An 18,885-nucleotide genomic window follows, 5' to 3' on the forward strand; every position below is an offset into this window, starting at 1 on the left:
GCCCGCTCAACACGCCACGATACCGATATGAAACAGATCGTCTTATCATGCGCCTGACCGCACAGTTCTGGGTGCAGGCCTATCTGACGCGCCTGCGTTTGGCCGACATCCCGGCCTATGTCGTGGCCCATGGCGACGACACCGCGGGCGCCGTTCTGGTCAAACTCTCCACACTCGACGGGCAGGCAAAGGTGTTTGAACGCCGGTTCGATCTGATGTCGGGCCAGCGGCGCTGGGATATCCTCAGCGAAGGAACCGAGCCTGACACCGACACCGTCATCGCCCGCCAGCGCAGCTATGACCCCGATCTCTGGGTGATCGAGGTCGAGGATCGGCAGGGGCGGCACCTGCTGGATGAACCGGGGCTGTCGGAGTGATTGAGTGGCGCGATCAGGGCGTCGTCCTGACCGCCCGCCCGCACGGCGAAACCTCGGCGATTGTCGAGGTGTTCACACCGCTTCATGGCCGCCACGCCGGGGTCGTGCGGGGCGGTGTGGGGCGGCGTCTGTCGCCGTTGATGCAACCGGGTGCGCAGCTTGATGTTGTCTGGCGTGCCCGGCTCGAGGATCACATGGGCGCCTTCACCGTCGAATCCCGCGCCAGCCGGGCGGGCCTGATGGGCGACCGGCTGACGTTGGCCGGGCTGAACGCGATCACTGCGCTTTTGTCATTTTGCCTGCCCGAACGCGAAGCGCATCCGGGGCTGTACCAACACTCCATCGCGCTGCTTGACCGGTTGGGCGACAATGACGACTGGCCGCTGGACTACCTGCACTGGGAGCAGTCCCTGCTTGATGAAACCGGTTTCGGGCTGTCCTTGGGAGTTTGCGCTGTCACGGGCAGCCGTGAAAACCTGACTTTTGTGTCTCCGAAAACCGGGCGCTCGGTCAGTCGAGAAGGGGCGGGCGATTGGGCAGACCGGCTGCTTGCCCTGCCGCCCTGCCTTTTGGGGCAGGGGGCGGCGACGGCTGCCGAATTGCTGGCGGGTCTGGATACAACCGGGCATTTTCTTGAGAACCACCTTGCCCCGTCGCTGGGGCAGCGCCCCCTGCCGGCAGCAAGGGGGCGGCTGATCGACCTGTTTGCGCGGCGGCTTTCAGGCGCGCAATCCCGGGTCTGATCACTCAGCGTTCGGCGCGAAATACCATCTCGCCTGACTTGCCGTCAGACAGGATCACCACACGGCCAACTGAATCGATCCGTTTCATCCGTTCAAGCGCGGCGAAATACGCGGTTTCCTGCGCTTGATCCGGGCAACTGCGTTTCGTTGACAGGATCGTTTCGATCTTGATCAACGGATAGTCCAGCGTCTGACCCGCCGACCAGCGGTTGCAGGGCGCTTCGCCCAGCACTTTGCCTTCGCCGGGGAAATCGATGGTCGCGCGGGAAGTGAAGGCAGCGCCGTCCAGCGTCTCAAGCACATAGGAGGTATCGGAATCGACAAGGCCGGAAACGGTCTCATCGCTCGAACAGGCCGCGAGCGCGGCTAGGATCAGAAGATATCGCATACCGGTTTATGTGCCGTCGCGCAGCCTGAAAGGCAACCCGACCTTTCCCAGATCCAAGGTAAGCAAAGCGGATATCCGCCGCCTGGATTAGCCCAGCAGCCGCCGAGCGATCACCTGTGCCTGAATTTCCGCCGCACCCTCAAAGATATTCAGGATGCGGGCGTCGCACAGGATGCGCGATATCGTATATTCCAGCGCAAATCCGTTGCCGCCGTGGATCTGCAGCCCATTGTCTGCCGCTGCCCATGCAACCCGTGCACCCAGCAGTTTCGCCATCCCGGCCTCAAGATCGCAACGCTTTCCGGCATCCTTGCGGGCCGCGCTGAAATACGTCAGCTGCCGCGCAACCATGATCTCGACCGCCATCATCGCCAGTTTGCCCGACACCCGGGGAAAATCGATCAGCGGTTTGCCGAACTGCTTGCGGTCCTGCGCATATTTCAGGGACACGTCCAGCGCCGATTGTGCCACGCCGATGGCGCGGGCGGCGGTCTGGATGCGGGCGGATTCAAAGGTTTCCATCAACTGCTTGAACCCCTTGCCGGGTTCGCCGCCCAGCAGGTTGTCGCCCTTGATTGCGAAACCGTCGAAGGCCAGTTCGTATTCCTTCATGCCCCGGTAACCCAGCACCTCGATCTCACCACCCGTCATGCCGGGCGTGGGGAAGGGGGCATCGTCGGTTCCGGGGGTCTTTTCCGCAAGGAACATCGACAGTCCCCGATAATCCGAGGTGTCAGGTTCGGTGCGTGCCAGCAGGGTCATCACATGGGTCCGGGCGGCGTGGGTGATCCAGGTCTTGTTGCCGGTCACTGTCCAATCGGCGCCATCGCGCACTGCGCGAGTGCGCAACGCGCCAAGGTCGGAGCCGGTATTGGGTTCGGTGAACACGGCGGTGGGCAGGATTTCACCGCTGGCCAGCCCGGGCAGCCATTTCTGTTTCTGCGCCTCGGTGCCGCCGCACAGGATCAGTTCGGCGGCGATCTCGCTGCGCGTGCCGAGCGATCCGACACCAATATACCCGCGCGACAACTCTTCGCTGACCACACACATGGAGGCTTTGGACAGGCCGAAACCGCCGTATTCTTCGGGGATGGTCAGGCCGAACACGCCCATTTCGGCCATTTCGGTAATGATCTCCATCGGGATAAGCTCGTCGCGCAGGTGCCAGCCGTGGGCGTGCGGTTCAACCTTGTCGGCGGAAAACCGGCGAAACTGTTCGCGGATCATCTCAAGCTCATCGTCCAGCCCCGTCGCGCCGACGGTGATCTCGGCGGACCGTTCCTGCATCAGCGCCACCAGACGTGACCGTGCGGCCTGGGTGTTGCCACCCTGGGTCAGGGTCATCACCGCCGGGGTCATCAGGGTGCGCTGGTCGTCCTGGGTCAGTCCGATGTCCTGCGGGCGCAGGAGCTCGCCCTGGCTCATCGGCAGGCCACCATAGACCTGCCAAAGGTATTCACCGAAGGCGATCTGGTGGATCAACTGCTCGACTTCACCAAATTTTCCTTGGGACTCCAGCTGCTCGGCCCAGTCCTGCATGCGGGACAGGGCGGCGTCATAGGTGGCGATCCAGGCCAGACCATGCGCCGCCGTCTGATGCGTTTCGATCAGGGCACCAGACACGCGCCCGCCGTCGCTGACCAGATCGCGCACCCGCCCGGTTGCCGTTTCGACCAGTGCCGTCAGCGAGGCCGCCGCATCCCGGGTCAGGGTCAGCAGATCGTCAAGAAGCACCGGAGTCGTAGCGGGTGCCGTGCCGATGGGCGGTCCGTCATGGGGCATGGGTCGGCTCCTGTTCTTTGCAGTTGCAGCATAAACTAGGCGGGGCCAACAGAATGCGCAACAAGAGTTCTTTTTCGCGCGGCGTTTTGAACGAAAATGACGGAGGGAAATGACCCTGTCCCCGTGTCGGTGCCCGGTCTATACGTCCTTGGTGCTGAGAGACCGCGCCTGCAGGAGACCAAGGATGTTCGTCGATACAACAACGGTATTGATCCTTGCCAGTGGCGCGACGCTGCTGGCCGGGTTCGTCAAGGGTATGGTCGGATTCGCGATGCCGATGGTGATGATTTCGCTTTTGGCGTCGACATTGCCGGCGGAAACGGCACTGGCAGCCCTGATCGTGCCGACGCTGGTGACCAACCTCTGGCAATCGCTGCGCAATGGTCTTCCTGCGGCGGCAAAATCGGCGCGGATCCATTGGCGCTTTATCGCGATGGTCATCATATTCATGGCTTTTTCGGCGCAACTTGTGACGCTGCTGCCGCCATCAGTCCTGTTTCTGATCCTTGGTGTTCCGGTGGTCGTGTTTGCGCTGATCCAATTGGCAGGCTGGCAATTGCAGATTGTACCCTCGATGCGGCGCCGGGCGGAACTGACGCTGGGTACGATATCGGGGGTGATCGGTGGGCTGACCGGAGTCTGGGGCCCGCCCACAGTGATGTATCTGACGGCGCTGAACACACCGAAGGTCGAACATGTGCGCACGCAAGGCGTCGTTTATGGGCTTGGCTCGGTGATGCTGCTGGGGGCGCATGTGCAGTCCGGCGTGCTGAATGCGCAGACACTGCCGCTGTCGCTGGCGATGGTGGTGCCGGCGGTATTGGGCATGGGGGTCGGGTTTTTGGCGCAGGACCGGGTGGACCAGGTGCTGTTCCGGCGGTTGACGCTGATTGTTCTGGTGTTTGCCGGGGCCAATCTGGTGCGCCGTGGGCTGATGGGATAGCGCGCTCCTCGCTTCCTTGCGGTCGCTCCTCGCGAGGAACGACCGTCAGGAAGTGAAGAGCGTCAGCCGATGATGCCTCAGCCGATGGTGACAGCGCGCACGTCATCGTCGATGTGATCAGCATATTGCGCGAAGTTCTCGGAAAACATCGCCACCAGTTTGGCAGCCTGGCGGTCATAGCTTTCGGGATTGTCCCAAGTCCGGCGCGGATCAAGCAGGATGTCGGGCACGCCCGCAACCGTCGTCGGAACGTCGAAGCCAAAGTTCTTGTCCTTGCGGAACGGCGCCTTCGCCAGCGATCCGTCCAGCGCTGCGGTCAGCAACGCGCGTGTTGCTTTGATCGGCATCCGCGATCCTGTGCCATAAGCACCGCCGGTCCAGCCGGTGTTGACCAGCCAGCATGTGGCACCGTGTTTGGCGATCTTGCCCTTCAGCAACTCACCATAGACTTCGGGCCGGCGCGGCATGAATGGCGCGCCAAAGCAGGTTGAGAATGTCGGCTCTGGCTCGGTCACGCCACGTTCGGTGCCGGCGACCTTGGAGGTGAAGCCGGACAGAAAGTGATACATCGCCTGTGCCGGGGTCAGCCGGGCAATCGGTGGCAACACGCCGAAGGCATCGCAGGTCAGCATGATGATGTTCTTGGGATGTCCGCCCAGTGCTGTGGGCGATGCATTCGAGATATAGTGCAGCGGATAGGCCGCGCGCATGTTCGCCGTCAGGCTGTCATCCTCGAAGTCCAACTCAAGGGTCTCAGGATCGAAAACCATGTTCTCGATCACCGTGCCAAACTTGTGGGTGGTGGCATAGATTTCCGGTTCGGCCTCGGACGATAGGTTGATCGTCTTGGCGTAACAGCCACCCTCGAAGTTGAAGGTGCCGCGCTCGGACCAGCCGTGCTCGTCGTCGCCGATCAGGATGCGCTCTGGGTCGGCGGAAAGGGTGGTCTTGCCGGTGCCCGACAGGCCGAAAAACACGGCCGTGTCCACGGGATTGCCCGGTGCATGGTTGGCGCTGCAATGCATCGGCATGATGCCCTTTTCGGGCAGCAGATAGTTCAGCAGCGTGAATACCGATTTCTTGTTCTCACCGGCATATTCGGTGCCACCGATCAGGATCAACTTACGCTCGAAATTCAGGGCGATGATCGTGTCCGAATTGCAGCCGTGGCGCGCCGGATCGGCCGAAAAGCTGGGGCAGTTGATCACCGTGAATTCGGGGACGAAATCGTCCAGTTCCTCGCGCTCGGGGCGGCGCAGCAAGGTGCGAATGAACAGCGAATGCCAGGCCAGTTCCGTCACCACCCGAACGTCCAGCCGATGCGCCGGATCGGCTCCGCCGAACAGATCCTGCACGAAAAAGTCGCGCCCCTTCATATGCTCCAGCATGTCGTCGTACAGGATGTCGAAACTCTCGGGGGACATCGAGGCGTTGTTTTCCCACCAGATGGTGTTTTCGGTCGCCGCACTGCGCACCACATGCTTGTCCTTGGGCGACCGTCCGGTGAACTTTCCCGTGGTGACCAGAAGGGCACCACCCTTGCCCAGAACACCCTCGTCGCGTTTCAATGCATGGGTGATCAGGCCCGGCTCCAGCAGGTTGTAATGCACAGCACCCAGCCCGCCGATCCCCTGTTGATCCAGCGTCTGTTTCGGATTCACGCGTCCTGTGGCCATGTCTGTTCTCCAAAAATCGGCTTGCGACCGGTGTGTCCCGGGCCGCGCATCGCGCCCGGGTCTGCCCTTGCGACACGCTGAGCATTTTAGGCCACGGGGTTGCAACCCTTTAGCGCAACCAGCCCGATGGTTTAGCGCAACCATGACGCGCAGCCGTTCCCGTCCATGGCCGCCGTTTGTTAAAAGTGAGACAATTTAGTCAATCCTAACACCTTTATGGCCGGATTGTGACGCCGGTTATGGCATGATTCGCACTTAATCGTTGCTTCCGCGGGACGAGACACCGAATATGTCCCCAAAAGAAGTCAACGATAACAGAGCAGCACAAGGAACGCCCATGTCGAGGATCGCATTGGTGGACGACGACAGGAATATCCTGACGTCAGTGTCCATGACTTTGGAAGCCGAGGGTTTCGAAGTCGAAACCTATAATGACGGGCAGGCCGCCCTTGATGCATTCAACAAGCGTCTGCCGGATATGGCCGTGTTCGACATCAAGATGCCGCGCATGGATGGCATGGACCTGTTGCAACGGGTGCGCCTGAAATCCGCTATGCCGGTGATCTTCCTCACCTCCAAGGACGATGAGATCGATGAGGTACTGGGCCTGCGGATGGGCGCCGACGACTATGTCAAGAAACCGTTTTCCCAGCGTCTTCTGGTCGAACGGATCCGAGCGTTGCTGCGCCGCCAAGAAGTGGTTTCAGGCGATGCGGTGACCGAGGCTGAAGCGGCACAGGTTATGCAGCGCGGCGAATTGTCGATGGATCCGCTGCGCCACGCGGTGATCTGGAAGGGCCGCGACGTGTCGCTGACCGTGACCGAATTTCTGTTGCTTCAGGCGCTGGCTCAGCGGCCGGGTTTCGTGAAAAGCCGCGATCAGCTGATGGATGTCGCCTATGACGACCAAGTCTATGTGGATGATCGGACGATCGACAGTCATATCAAACGGTTGCGCAAGAAGATGCGCAGCGCCGATCCCGAATTCTCGGCGATCGAGACGCTGTATGGTATCGGCTATCGCTATAACGAAGAATAAGCGGTGGTGATGGCGTCGGGCATCGAGATGGGCAGGAAAGGCGCGGGCAAGCACCGCGGTGTCGTTCTGGGTGAAGACTGGACCGGGCCGGATGCCTCGGTCGAGCAGGAATTGCGCGACCGTCGCAAGCGCCGCAGTCTGATCTCCGTCAACCGCTCGCCGCTGGCGCGCAAGATCATCACGTTCAATCTGTTGGCCATTCTGGTGCTTGTCGCGGGCGTTCTGTATCTGAATCCGTTCCGCGACAGTCTGGTCATCCAGCGCGAGGCAGCGCTGGTCACCGAGGCGGGGCTGGTCGCCGGTGTATTCGAGTCGCGTCTGCCGGACGAGGCTTCGGCAGACCTGAGCGCATTGTCCGGCGCGGTGACGCCTGCCACCGTTCTGGCCGGGCTGCGTTTTGCCAATGACAACGAGATTTTCCTCTTCGACGCCACAGGCGCGCTTGCCGGTTCGACCATCGGCGCCGAACGCGCGACGCCGGGCCCGATCAGGGGGTTCTCAAGCGTGGAACGCAGCACTGCCATTACCGATGCGCTGAATTCGGTGTGGAATGGGATGTCGTCGATATTTGCTGCGGGTAAGAAGGACGGCCCCGCGACTCAGCCCGCCGAAGCTCAGGCACGTGCCATGGTGTCGCGCACTCTGGATGGATCGACCCAGGTGAACACGGGCGTCGATCAGAACGGCGCGGCCGTGTTTGCAGTGTCCAGCCCCATCGTGCGGGGCGGGCAGGTGGTTGGCGTCGTCGCGATCACCAGTGCCACGGGTGAAATAGATGCTCTGGTGCGAAGCGAACGCGAACAGGTCTTGCAGATGTTCGTCATCGCGATCCTGGTTTCCATCGGGCTGAGTCTGGTTTTGGCCTCGACCATCGCCAATCCACTGTCCGATCTTGCTGCCGCGGCGGAAATCGGGCGCGACCGTAATTCGCGCACTGTGAAACCCAGCCGCGTGCGCATCCCCGATCTGACGGCCCGGCCCGACGAAATCGGCCGCCTGTCCGGCGCGCTGCGCGGCATGGTGGCCGCATTGTACGACCGGATCGATGCAAATGAACAGTTTGCGGCGGATGTCGCCCATGAAATCAAGAATCCGCTGGCGTCGTTGCGCTCGGCTGTCGGATCTCTGCGCTTCGTCACGAAAGTGGAACACCGTGAAAAGCTGCTGGATGTGATCGAACATGACGTGCGCCGGCTGGACCGGTTGGTCAGCGATATTTCCAACGCCTCGCGGCTGGACAGCGAACTGGTGAAGGAAGACGAGGAAAGCTTCGATTTGCTGAGCATGCTGGGCAATCTGACCGAGTATCTGGGCCAAGAGGCGAAATCCAAAGGGATCGAGTTCATCTCGGATCTGCCAACCGACCCGATCGTGATTGACGGCTTGGAAAGCCGTCTGGCGCAGGTCTTTGTTAACTTGATCACCAATGCGGTTTCGTTTTGCGAGGACGGTGATGCCATCCGTGTCTGGGCGCGCAAGCGGGAAAACCGGGTTCTGGTGGTGGTCGAGGATACCGGACCGGGCATCCCGGAATCCGCACTGACCAAAGTGTTCAACCGGTTTTACTCGGAACGTCCCGAGGGCCAGTTTGGCAATAACTCGGGGCTTGGCCTGGCCATTTCGAAACAGATCGTCGAGGCTCATGGCGGCGTGATCTGGGCCGAAAACATCCGCCCGACCGATGCCGATATCACGTCCGACCCGCTGGGCGCGCGTTTCGTCGTCGGCCTGCCGGTCTGATCCGCGGTGACCGGGTGTGGCGCGGCGACGGTCCACGCCACCGCCGTCGCGCTGAACGGTCGGGCGGTGTTGATCCGCGGCGCGTCGGGGTCCGGAAAATCGGCGCTGGCGCTGCATATGATCGCTTTGGGTGCCGGATTGATCGCTGATGATCGCACGCATCTGAGCGTGAGGGAAGGTGCATTGATCGCCAGCGCGCCAGCAACCTTACCCGCATTGATCGAAGCCCGGTTCATCGGTCTTTTGCCTGTCCCTCTTCATCCCGCAGCCCCCGTTCTGGCCGTGGTCGACATGGACAGATCGACTGACGAACGTCTGCCACCGCCCGCCACCTGCGACATTCTGACCATCACTCTGCCCTTGTTTGCCGGGGACGTGGGGGGGCATCTTGGCCCTGCGTTGTTCCTGATGCTGAAAACCGGTAGCCTGCCAATACCATGCCCAAATCCGTGACCAAAATCATGCCCGAACCGATGAGCGACCCTCTGCGGCCGATCCCCCCCGATGCCAGAGCCCGCCTTGTTCTGGTCACCGGGCCGTCGGGCGCGGGGCGGTCCACCGCGATCAATGTGCTTGAGGATATGGGGTACGAGGCGATCGACAACCTGCCACTTTCGTTGTTGCCGCGCCTGCTCGACGGAGCACCTTTCGCCCGCCCGCTGGCGCTGGGACTGGATGCGCGCAACCGCGATTTCTCCACCCTTGGACTGATCGACGTGATCGAACAGTTGGGGCAGTTGCCGGGGTTGAAGGTTGATGTGCTGTATCTTGACGCCTCACCCGAGGTGCTTCAGCGGCGCTTTTCCGAAACCCGCCGCCGGCATCCTCTGGCCCCCGCCGAAACGCCGGAAGTGGGAATCGCGCGTGAAATGGATCTGTTGGCCCCGATCCGGGCCCGATCAGACATCCTGATCGATACCTCGGAACTGTCACCCCACGATCTGCGCGCGGAACTGGACCAGTGGTTCAATGGTGCGGGGGGCACAGGGCTGGCCGTGTCGGTGCAATCGTTTTCATACAAGCGCGGCCTGCCGCGGGGTGTCGATATGGTGTTCGACGTGCGGCTACTGCAAAATCCGTATTGGCAGGCGGATCTGCGGCCGCTGGACGGAACCGATCCTGCGGTGTTGGACTATGTCCGGGCCGATCCGCGCTATGACTTGATCTTTGCACAGACCCGCGACCTGCTGTTGACGCTGCTGCCCGGCTTCGCAGAAGAGGGCAAGACGCACCTTGCCATCGCGTTCGGCTGTACCGGTGGGCAACACCGTTCGGTCGCAATGGCCGGGGCGATGGCCAACGCCCTTGCGGATGCCGGCTGGCGCGTGTCAACTCGGCATCGCGAAATGGAGCGGCGTGCGGCATTGGGGGCAGGGGGCAGGCATCTGTGACTGCCGGGCGGCAAGGGGATGGAAGACGGGGTGGTTTTGTGTGATCGGTATCGTCATCGTGGCACATGGAGGCCTGGCGCGCGAATTTCTTGCGGCGGTCGAACATGTGGTTGGAAAGCAGGTCGGCATGATCGCGATTTCGATCGGCCCGGATGATGATCGTCGCGTAAAAGAGGCCGAAATTTGCGTTTCGGCGGATGCGGTCGATGTGGGCCACGGGGTTATTGTGGTCACCGACATGTTCGGCGGCAGCCCGTCGAACCTGTCTTTGCGCGCCTGTCGCCCTGCAAACCGCCAGATCGTCTTTGGCACCAACCTGCCCTTGCTGATCAAACTGACAAAGTCCCGACACATGCCCGTGCCTGATGCCGTGCGACTGGCGCTGACCGCCGGGCGCAAGTATATTGATGCCTTCGAGGTTCCCGGAGAGGACGAGGATTGAGTGTGACAGTCACCCGTAAATTGCAGATCGTGAACGAAAAGGGGCTTCATGCCCGCGCCTCGGCCCGGTTGGTCGAAGTCGTCGAACAGCACGATGCGCGCGCAGCGGTGTCCCGGGATGGTCTGAGCGCCGCCGGCGACAGCATCATGGGGCTTTTGATGTTGGCAGCTTCGCGCGGAACCTTTATCGAGGTGCAGACCAGCGGCCCCGAGGCCGACAGGCTGGCCGACGCCATCGAGTCTCTGGTCGCCGACCGGTTTGGCGAGGACATGTAGCCTGGGATTTCCCTTGGACCGCGCAGCCCGGGTGGTGGCATGAGACAGGATGTGGTCATTTCCGATATCGATGACAGGACCGCCCCCGACGGCCCTCCCGACAGCGACGGCGATCCGACGCGCCCGCTGACCGCCGGGCAGGGCGATGGCGGCAATCTGGCTGATCGACCCTATGACGGGCGGCGTCTGTCCTATGCGCAGACGTTTACCAACCCCCGCGCGCAGCGGTTCATTCAGGTGATGGAAATGGTCACCGGCCGGTTAAGGCTGTTGCGCCTGATCCGCCGGTTCGAATCCATGGGCGTACCCTTTGGGCAGGGATTCTGGGCTCAGGCGCTTTCGGTCATGGGGATCGAACTGACGACCCCACTCGACGAAATCGCCCGCATCCCCGCCACCGGTCCCTTGGTGATCACCGCGAACCATCCACATGGATTGGTCGATGGCATGGTTCTGGCCGAACTCGTGGGGCGTGTCCGGACAGATTATAAAATCCTCACCCGGTCACTGCTGACCGGTGTGGGCGAGATCGAGCAGTTCATGATCCCGGTGCCGTTTCCGCATGAATCCAACGCGTTGCAGCAGAACATAGCCATGCGAAAGCGGGCGATGGATCATCTGGCGGTAGGCGGGGTGATCGTGCTGTTTCCATCGGGCGTGGTGGCTTCGTCCGAGACACTGTCCGGCCCCGCAATCGAGGCCGAATGGAACCCGTTTACCGCCAAGATGATCCTGCGGTCCGGGGCCACGGTGGTGCCGATCTTCTTTCCGGGGCAGAATTCACGCTGGTATCAGGTGGCGAACCGGATTTCCGCCACCCTGCGGCAAGGTCTGTTGCTGCACGAGGTGGTTCATGCGCTGAACAAGCCCCAGTCACCCCGCGTCGGTCATCCGATCCCGCAGGCAGAGCTTTCGCAGTGGGACGGGAATACGCGCGGTTTCATGGCGTGGCTGCGCGAACGGACGTTGGCGCTCAGGGATCGATAGGCGCGGGGTGCCGACAAGATCAGCAACCCCGGGCCCGGCCTTTTAACGGCGACGGTCGCGGCGCGAGCTCATCGGTTGGAACGCAACGCCCACATGCGCCTCGCAATAGGGTTTGCCTGTCTGGGTCGACAGACCGCAGAACCAGAAATCATCGGTGGCGGGATCGCCGATGGGCCATTTGCAGGTCCGTTCGGTGAGTTCCATCAGGCTGATCCTCTTGCTGGTCTTTTCGACTTCGCGCACGCTGGCCAGGGCTTCGGGAGAAATCTCATTGGCGCTGGGTTGTGGCGGCAGAGGTTGTCCGGCGGGAATGATTGCCTTGCGCATCGGCGTGACACTGGTCGACGGGACCGGTGCCGGTTCGCGGGCGGCGGTGGTGGCCGGTTCGGGGGTTGGTTTTGCGGCGGGTTCCGGCGCTTGCACAGCACTTGATGCGGGCGTCGGTTCGGTATCCGGTTTGGGCGTGGATGGGGCGGCTGTCACCGGAGGCAACGGCGGCGCGGCTGGCGTCGCTTGCGGCTCGGCCTTGGCCGGAGCGGCACCCGCCCGGTTGGAAAGGCCCAGACGGTGTACCTTGCCGATAACGGCGTTGCGCGTCACGCCGCCCAACTCTTTGGCGATCTGGCTTGCAGACTGGCCATCCGTCCACATCTTTTTCAGCAACTCGACGCGTTCATCGGTCCAGGACATGGCGGCTCCTACAGGAATGGCAAAAAACGGGCGTGCCTGACGCACCCCGCTGCGGATACTCTATTCTAATCACCAGCGCGGGGGATTCAAGGACCGGTGTGAAACCAAGGCCCGAAACCTGCGAGTTGCCCTGCGTCACGCAGTTTTTCCGCCACATTTATCACAGGCGCGCGGTCGTGACCCGCTGGGCAGGTTTGCGCCGGCCGTCACGCAAGGCCAGCAATACACCGCCCGCCACGATCACCCCCGCCCCGACCCAGGACACGGAATCGGGGACCACATCGAACACCGCGAAATCATAGAGCGTGGCAAACAGCAGTGTGGCAAAACTGAATGGCGCCACGAAACTGGCCTCGGCCCGGGCCATGGCGTGGATGAACAGCGTTTGTGCACAGGCCATCAGTATTCCGATCGCGGCCAGTGCGATCCATTGCGCTGCCGTCGGTGGCGCCCAGACCCAGATCACCGCGACAGACGCAATGACGACGCCCATCGTGTTATTGATCAGAAGGATCTGCAACGGCGGCTCGCGACCGGTAAGCCGTTTGATGCAGATGATCTCGAATCCCAGAACCACCGCAGCCGCCAGAGCCAGCAGCGCGCCCGGCTGAATGACGCCCGCGCCGGGCCGCAGCAAAATCAAAGCTCCGGCCAATGCAATTCCCGCCGCGGTCCAGCGGATCGGACCGACCCGTTCTTGCAACAGCGGGATGGCCAGCATCATCGCAAAAACCGGATTAAGGAAACTGATCGCGGTCGCATCGGACAGGGGAATGAAGGCAACCGCCGCAAACATCAGCGTAATGCCTCCCCATCCGAAAAGTGATCGTGCGGCATGCAACGGCAGGTCAGGCGATTTGATCTTCGGACGCAAAACGGCGGCCAGCATGACAAAACCGAGAAACGCGAACAGGAACCGCCCGTGGGAGATTTGCACGGGATGCAGCGGTTCGCCCAGCCCTCCGGTGCCGATCGCCTTGGCCAATACAGTCGTGGCCGCGATGAAAGCGGTGGCCAGCAGCATCAGCAGCACGGCAAGGGGCGGATTGGGAGCGTGGTTTTGCATGCCCGGCTGGTGCGACGGAACCGGGGCGGATGCAAGCACGGCGCGTTGAAAGCGCTTTTCTTTTTGCGCCACACCGGGTAACGCTGCGGCATGAGCAACGCTGAAATCCATTGGTCGCGACGTCGATCCTGAGCTTTTCCTGCCAGCAGCGGGCCAAAATGCCTTTGCCGCCTGCGTTGCCGATTTTCTGCCAAATCCTCCGCCATATCCGTTGACAGCCCCGGCCATTTGGCCAACCTTTCGGGCTTATCTGTTCAGGGACTTAACCGATGATCTCCAGCATTCTGCCGACCTATAACCGGGCTCCGCTTTCGTTTGTCAAAGGCGAAGGCGCTTGGCTGACCGAGGCGGGGGGCGAACGATACCTCGATATGGGGGCGGGGATCGCGGTGAATGCGCTTGGCCACGCGAACCCCGATCTGGTGGCGGCGCTGACCGAACAGGCGAACGCGCTGTGGCATGTCAGCAACCTGTATGAGATTCCCGCACAGCGCAAACTGGCCGATCTGCTGGTCGAACATACCTTCGCCGACACCTGTTTTTTCACCAACTCGGGCACAGAGTCCTGCGAGCTGGCCGTCAAGATGGCGCGCAAATACTGGTACGACAAAGGCGAGCCGGATCGCACCGACATCATCACCTTTTCGGGGTCGTTTCACGGACGTTCTTCCGCCGGGATCGCCGCGGCGGGGTCGGAAAAGATGGTTAAGGGGTTTGGCCCGCTGTTGCCCGGCTTTGTTCATCTGCCCTATGGCGATCACGAAGCTCTGAGCAATGCCATCGACGAAAATACGGCGGCGATCCTGATCGAACCAATTCAGGGCGAAGGCGGTATCCGCTCGCTGCCCGATCAATGTCTGAAGGGGTTGCGAGACCGCTGCAATTATCACGGAACGCTGCTGATCCTCGATGAGGTGCAATGTGGCATGGGCCGCACAGGCCGTTTGTTTGCTCATGAATGGGCGGGCGTGACGCCGGACATCATGATGGTGGCCAAGGGCATCGGCGGCGGCTTTCCTCTGGGCGCGGTGCTGGCGACCGCAGACGCGGCCAGCGGCATGACCGCCGGCACCCACGGATCGACCTATGGCGGCAACCCGCTGGCCTGTGCCGTGGGTGCGCGGGTGATGGAAATCGTCACCGCCCCCGACTTCCTCCCCGAGGTGTTGCGCAAGGCGGCCAAGCTGCGTCAGGGCCTGGAAGGGCTGGTGGCCGCGCATCCCGGCGTATTCGGCGCGGTGCGTGGCGAAGGCCTGATGCTGGGGCTGAAATGCAATGCGCCGAACACTGATGTGGTCGAGGCGGGCTATGCGGAACATGTCTTGACCGTGCCTGCCGCCGACAATGTGGTCCGGCTGTTGCCGCCGTTGAACCTGACCGAAGGTGATATTGCCGAAGCCCTGACCCGCCTCGACCGTGCTGCCGCCCGCGTTCAGGCAGGCTCCCACGCCGACTGACGCCGTTTTCAGTATTCCTTGAAATCCTCGGGGGGGACCGGGAGGCAGACAGCCCCCGGCGCTTCCGTCCAGGAGACAATACATGACCGATTTTCTTGATATCAACACGACCCCGCCCGAAGCCCTGCGCAGTATCATCGACAATGCTCTGGCGATGAAATCCGCCCGCAAGGGACAGCCAAAGGGCACCCCTGACGCGGAACAACCCTTGGCCAACCACATGGTCGCGCTGATCTTTGAAAAGCCCAGCACCCGCACTCGGGTCAGCTTTGACGTCGGCGTGCGCCAGCTGGGTGGGCAGACCTTGGTGCTGTCGGGGGCCGACATGCAGTTGGGGCACGGCGAAACCATCGCCGATACGGCGCGGGTCCTGTCGCGCTATGTCGATCTGATCATGATCCGGACATTCGAAGAACAGACCTTGGTTGAAATGGCCGAACACGCCACTGTGCCGGTGATCAACGGGCTGACCAACCGGTCGCACCCCTGTCAGATCATGGCCGATATAATGACGTTCGAGGAACACTCGGGGCCGATCAAAGGGCGCAAGGTGGTCTGGTCGGGCGACGGCAACAACGTTTTCAACTCATTCGCCCATGCCGCCGGTCAGTTCGGGTTCGACCTGACCTTCACGGGCCCGCCCACACTCGACCCAGAACCGGGTTCTCTGGACGAAGCGCGGTCCAGAGGCGTGAACGTCACGATCGAGCGTGATCCCGCCAAAGCGGTCGAGGGTGCGGATCTGGTGGTCACCGACACATGGGTTTCGATGCACGATCCGGCCTCGGCCCGCGAACGGCGCCACAACCAGCTGCGCGCCTATCAGGTGAACGAGGCCCTTATGGCCCGCGCCAAACCCGACGCGCTCTTCATGCATTGCCTGCCCGCCCACCGTGACGATGAGGTGACAAGCGCAGTGATGGACGGGCCGAATTCGGTGATCTTCGATGAAGCCGAGAACCGCCTGCACGCGCAAAAGGCGATCATGCGCTGGTGTCTCGGGGTGTAATCCCCCAGCCGTCGCGCAGGAGGCCCGGTGCAGTATGAGTATTTTTGCAAAAGAGAAACCCGGGTGAGCACAGGGCCGGCTTCTTCTTTGTCCAAATACTCATCTGTTTTCTTTATTCGCGGCGACTTGGAACGGTGCCAGCAGGGCGCGGGCACGGGTTTCAGCGCGGCGCACGCGCACGGCAGTCAGATAAGCCTCTTGCAGAGTCTGGGACGATGCGCCCAGAACTTCGCCGACCTGGTCGACGATCTTTTCGTCGCCGCTTGAATTGGCGGCGGCCAGCGCCTCAACTGCGAGTTCGTCTGCCAGATCTTCGAGAAGTTGCATGTCGCATCCTTTGTGTTCTGCGCAGTTTCGCGCGCAGGGTTATGTGCCGCGCGGTTTCGCGCGCAGGTTTTTATGTTCCGCGCGGTTTTGCGCGCAGGGTGGGTTCTGCTGTTGTGGGGTCTTCGGGCCAGGGGTGGCGCGGGTATTGGGCGCGCATATCCTTTCTGACATCGCCGTAGGAACTTGCCCAGAACCCCGGCAGGTCCATCGTCGTCTGCACCGGGCGGCGGGCGGGCGACAGCAGCGTGATGCGCAGGGCGCGACCCGCGACAGTGGGGTGGGTTGTGATGCCGAACATTTCTTGCAGGCGCACGGTTATTTCCGGCGCTTCCCCGCCATAGTCTATGGGAACCCGGTTGCCCAGCGGCGTGACAAGATGGGGTGGGGCGATCCGGTCGATGGCCTGCATCTGGTCCCATGTATGAATCGCCTTCAGCGCGGGCAAAAGATCAAACGCCTTCCAATCCGCCGCGCTGCGGACACCCGCCAGATGGGGCAAAAGCCAGTCGTCCAGCGTTGCGAGAAGTGCGGTTTCTGACAGGTCGGGCAGGTCACCGCGTTCGCCACGGGCCAGCGCCACGCGGGCGCGCAACCGGTCGGCGGCGGGCGAGAACGTCAGCCCAAGGTCGCGCACCCCATTGCACATCGCTGCGGCCACACGCTCGGGCGGGGCGTCGGGCCAGGTGCGGTCATCCAGCACCAGTGCCCCGAACCGTTCCTGTTGCCGCGCCACCACCCGGCGCGTCCGCCGGTCCCAGTCACAGACATTCTGCCAGGTAAAACCGGCGCCGTGGATCGACCGTAATTCGGATTCGGATATCGCGACGGCCTGCCTGATTTTCGCCTCGCGCGGGTTGCCGTCGGTGTCGGTGACCACGAGCAGGCGCGCGCCTGCCAGCGGGTCGTCATCGGCCAGCACAGCACCCTTGCCGCCCGACAGCACGAAGCGGGGCGCATCGCCCTTGCGGCGCAGGGCGATGCGGTCAGGAAAGGCAAGCGCGGCCATCTGCGCGGGCGATAATTCGGTTGCGGGCCCGGCCATCGGGGTCAGGCGTTTCGTCTCTGTCCGAATGCGTTCCAGCGTTGCGCGGTCGGCTGCCGGATCGCGCCCCTTCAGTGCGGCAAGGCGCAGCGACAGGTCGGCCGGCGCGCCGCGCAGGGGATCACGCTCGGCCAGCAACGCGGCCAAGGGCGCGGCGGTGGGCCCCGAGAGCCGCAACATATGCGCCAGTCGCGGGTGCAGCGGCATTGCGGCAAGCGCCCGCCCGTGATCGGTGATCCGCTCGCCCTTCAGGGCGCCAAGCGACGCCAGCAGGGTCTGCGCCTCGTCAAAGGCTGCCTGAGGCGGCGCGGTCAGAAAGGGCAGGGCGGCGGGATCGCGGGCCCCCCAGAGTGCCAGTTCCAGCGCGAGGGGGGCCAGATCCGCCGCCTCGATTTCTGCCGGGGGAAATGCGGCAAGCGCGCCGTCTTCGCCCCGTGTCCACAGACGATAGCAGACACCGGGCGCGACGCGGCCCGCACGCCCGCTGCGCTGCGTCGCTTCGGCCCGGGTGACGCGTTCTGTAATCAGCCGTGACATGCCCGAGCCGGGGTCGAACCGCGCGCGACGCGACCGCCCGCCATCGACCACGACGCGCACATCCTGAATGGTCAGCGAGGTTTCGGCGATGGCGGTTGCCAGCACCACCTTGCGCCCCGATGCCGCCGGAGCGATTGCTGCCCGCTGCGCCGCAAAGGGCAGTGCACCGTAGAGTGGGTGCAGCGCGACATCGGCAGGCAGATGGGCGGCCAGTGCGGCCATGGTCCGGCGGATTTCGCCCTCGCCGGGCAAAAAGGCCAATACTCCGCCGGTGGTTTCGCCCAAGGCCCGCAGGATCAGGTCGGCCATCGCCGTCTCGAACCACTGACCCTTGGGGCGCGGGCGGTCGAGCCAGCGGGTTTCGACGGGAAACGACCGGCCTTCAGAGGTGATCACCGGTGCGCCCATCAGATCGGCCACCGGTCCGGCGTCCAGCGTTGCCGACATCACCAAAAGCATCAGGTCATCGCGCAGCGCGTCGCGCACCTCAAGACACAGGGCAAGGCCCAGATCGGCGTTCAGCGAACGTTCGTGGAATTCGTCGAAGATCACCGCCGAAATTCCCGGCAGGTCCGGTGCTGTGTGGAGCATGCGGGTCAGGATGCCTTCGGTCACCACTTCGATCCGGGTGGATTTTGACACCTGAGTGTCGCCCCGCATGCGATATCCGGCGGTCTGGCCCACAGGTTCGCCCAGCGTTTCGGCCATACGCTCGGCGGCGGCGCGGGTGGCCAGACGGCGCGGTTCAAGCATCAGGATACGCCCGGGCAATTCCAGCGCGTCAAGCATCGCCAGCGGCACGCGCGTCGTTTTGCCCGCTCCCGGCGGTGCCTGCAACACGGCCTGACCTTTATCGCGCAAAGCAGAGATCAGCGCCGGCAGGGCGTCGTCGATCGGCAGGCTTATGGACGGGCGAGGGGTCATGGCGGGGGTTATCGCGCAAGGTGGGACATGATGCCAGTGCGCACTGGACA

Annotated in this window: 19 protein-coding genes; 12 read left to right on the forward strand and 7 right to left on the reverse strand. The window is 62.8% G+C overall.

What is annotated here, in order from left to right:
* Positions 1–44: 44 nt before the first annotated feature.
* Complete coding sequence (locus FQ320_RS05715; protein WP_148470625.1) at positions 45–377, forward strand: DUF1491 family protein; 333 nt, start codon at positions 45–47, stop codon at positions 375–377.
* Positions 377–1,120 carry a DNA repair protein RecO gene (gene recO, locus FQ320_RS05720; RefSeq protein ID WP_148470716.1) on the forward strand — a complete coding sequence of 248 codons (744 nt, stop codon included), beginning with the start codon at positions 377–379 and terminating at the stop codon, positions 1,118–1,120. Before FQ320_RS05715 ends, recO begins: the two co-directional genes overlap by 1 nt.
* Positions 1,121–1,124: 4 nt before the next feature.
* Here recO and FQ320_RS05725 read toward each other — a convergent pair whose 3' ends face one another.
* Together FQ320_RS05725 and FQ320_RS05730 are read right to left on the reverse strand one after the other, a co-directional pair.
* Positions 1,125–1,508, reverse strand: coding sequence for an META domain-containing protein (locus FQ320_RS05725; RefSeq protein WP_148470626.1), 384 nt, complete (start codon positions 1,506–1,508; stop codon positions 1,125–1,127).
* Positions 1,509–1,595: 87 nt separating this feature from the next.
* Positions 1,596–3,290: an acyl-CoA dehydrogenase family protein gene (locus tag FQ320_RS05730; protein ID WP_148470627.1), complete on the reverse strand. Its 1,695-nt coding sequence runs from the start codon at positions 3,288–3,290 to the stop codon at positions 1,596–1,598.
* A 184-nt stretch (positions 3,291–3,474) separates the two neighbouring features.
* Here FQ320_RS05730 and FQ320_RS05735 point away from each other — a divergent pair, with 184 nt between their 5' ends.
* On the forward strand, positions 3,475–4,233 hold the full coding sequence (locus FQ320_RS05735; protein WP_148470628.1) for a sulfite exporter TauE/SafE family protein: 759 nt from the start codon (positions 3,475–3,477) through the stop codon (positions 4,231–4,233).
* A 77-nt stretch (positions 4,234–4,310) separates the two neighbouring features.
* Here FQ320_RS05735 and FQ320_RS05740 read toward each other — a convergent pair whose 3' ends face one another.
* Positions 4,311–5,909: a phosphoenolpyruvate carboxykinase gene (locus tag FQ320_RS05740; protein WP_148470629.1), complete on the reverse strand. Its 1,599-nt coding sequence runs from the start codon at positions 5,907–5,909 to the stop codon at positions 4,311–4,313.
* Between the two features lie 337 nt (positions 5,910–6,246).
* On the opposite strand from FQ320_RS05740, the gene FQ320_RS05745 reads away from it, so the two are divergent.
* From FQ320_RS05745 to FQ320_RS05775, 7 genes are read left to right on the forward strand one after another with little or no spacing between them, the layout of a single operon-like run.
* Positions 6,247–6,948, forward strand: a complete 702-nt coding sequence (locus tag FQ320_RS05745; RefSeq protein ID WP_148470630.1) for a response regulator transcription factor — start codon at positions 6,247–6,249, stop codon at positions 6,946–6,948.
* Between the two features lie 9 nt (positions 6,949–6,957).
* Positions 6,958–8,688: a sensor histidine kinase gene (locus FQ320_RS05750; RefSeq protein WP_148470631.1), complete on the forward strand. Its 1,731-nt coding sequence runs from the start codon at positions 6,958–6,960 to the stop codon at positions 8,686–8,688.
* Between the two features lie 6 nt (positions 8,689–8,694).
* A complete protein-coding gene (locus tag FQ320_RS05755) occupies positions 8,695–9,141 on the forward strand; it encodes an HPr kinase/phosphorylase (protein WP_148470632.1) in 447 nt (148 codons plus the stop codon).
* A 20-nt stretch (positions 9,142–9,161) separates the two neighbouring features.
* Positions 9,162–10,079, forward strand: coding sequence for an RNase adapter RapZ (rapZ, locus tag FQ320_RS05760; RefSeq protein ID WP_255509384.1), 918 nt, complete (start codon positions 9,162–9,164; stop codon positions 10,077–10,079).
* A 40-nt stretch (positions 10,080–10,119) separates the two neighbouring features.
* A complete protein-coding gene (locus FQ320_RS05765; protein ID WP_148470633.1) occupies positions 10,120–10,521 on the forward strand; it encodes a PTS sugar transporter subunit IIA in 402 nt (133 codons plus the stop codon).
* The gene (locus FQ320_RS05770) at positions 10,518–10,796 is read left to right on the forward strand and encodes an HPr family phosphocarrier protein (protein ID WP_148470634.1); all 279 of its coding nucleotides are present in this window, start codon (positions 10,518–10,520) and stop codon (positions 10,794–10,796) included. Before FQ320_RS05765 ends, FQ320_RS05770 begins: the two co-directional genes overlap by 4 nt.
* 39 nt (positions 10,797–10,835) lie before the next feature.
* Positions 10,836–11,783, forward strand: coding sequence for a lysophospholipid acyltransferase family protein (locus tag FQ320_RS05775; RefSeq protein ID WP_222861573.1), 948 nt, complete (start codon positions 10,836–10,838; stop codon positions 11,781–11,783).
* A 42-nt stretch (positions 11,784–11,825) separates the two neighbouring features.
* On the opposite strand, the gene FQ320_RS05780 is transcribed toward FQ320_RS05775, so the two are convergent.
* The gene (locus FQ320_RS05780) at positions 11,826–12,473 is read right to left on the reverse strand and encodes a GcrA family cell cycle regulator (RefSeq protein WP_148470635.1); all 648 of its coding nucleotides are present in this window, start codon (positions 12,471–12,473) and stop codon (positions 11,826–11,828) included.
* Between the two features lie 160 nt (positions 12,474–12,633).
* A complete protein-coding gene (locus FQ320_RS05785) occupies positions 12,634–13,539 on the reverse strand; it encodes a DMT family transporter (RefSeq protein WP_148470721.1) in 906 nt (301 codons plus the stop codon).
* Positions 13,540–13,808: 269 nt separating this feature from the next.
* Here FQ320_RS05785 and FQ320_RS05790 point away from each other — a divergent pair, with 269 nt between their 5' ends.
* Both FQ320_RS05790 and argF read left to right on the forward strand, forming a co-directional pair.
* A complete protein-coding gene (locus tag FQ320_RS05790; RefSeq protein ID WP_148470636.1) occupies positions 13,809–14,996 on the forward strand; it encodes an aspartate aminotransferase family protein in 1,188 nt (395 codons plus the stop codon).
* An 82-nt stretch (positions 14,997–15,078) separates the two neighbouring features.
* Positions 15,079–16,005 (forward strand): ornithine carbamoyltransferase, encoded by a 927-nt coding sequence (argF, locus tag FQ320_RS05795; RefSeq protein ID WP_148470637.1) that lies wholly within the window; start codon positions 15,079–15,081, stop codon positions 16,003–16,005.
* A gap of 99 nt (positions 16,006–16,104) precedes the next feature.
* On the opposite strand, the gene FQ320_RS05800 is transcribed toward argF, so the two are convergent.
* Together FQ320_RS05800 and hrpB are read right to left on the reverse strand one after the other, a co-directional pair.
* A complete protein-coding gene (locus FQ320_RS05800) occupies positions 16,105–16,332 on the reverse strand; it encodes a hypothetical protein (RefSeq protein WP_148470638.1) in 228 nt (75 codons plus the stop codon).
* Positions 16,333–16,402: 70 nt separating this feature from the next.
* A complete protein-coding gene (gene hrpB, locus FQ320_RS05805; protein WP_148470639.1) occupies positions 16,403–18,835 on the reverse strand; it encodes an ATP-dependent helicase HrpB in 2,433 nt (810 codons plus the stop codon).
* Between the last annotated feature and the right edge of the window lie 50 nt (positions 18,836–18,885).

The sequence above is a fragment of the Oceaniovalibus sp. ACAM 378 genome, assembly GCF_008085915.1.
In the GTDB taxonomy this organism is placed as follows: Bacteria; Pseudomonadota; Alphaproteobacteria; order Rhodobacterales; family Rhodobacteraceae; genus Oceaniglobus.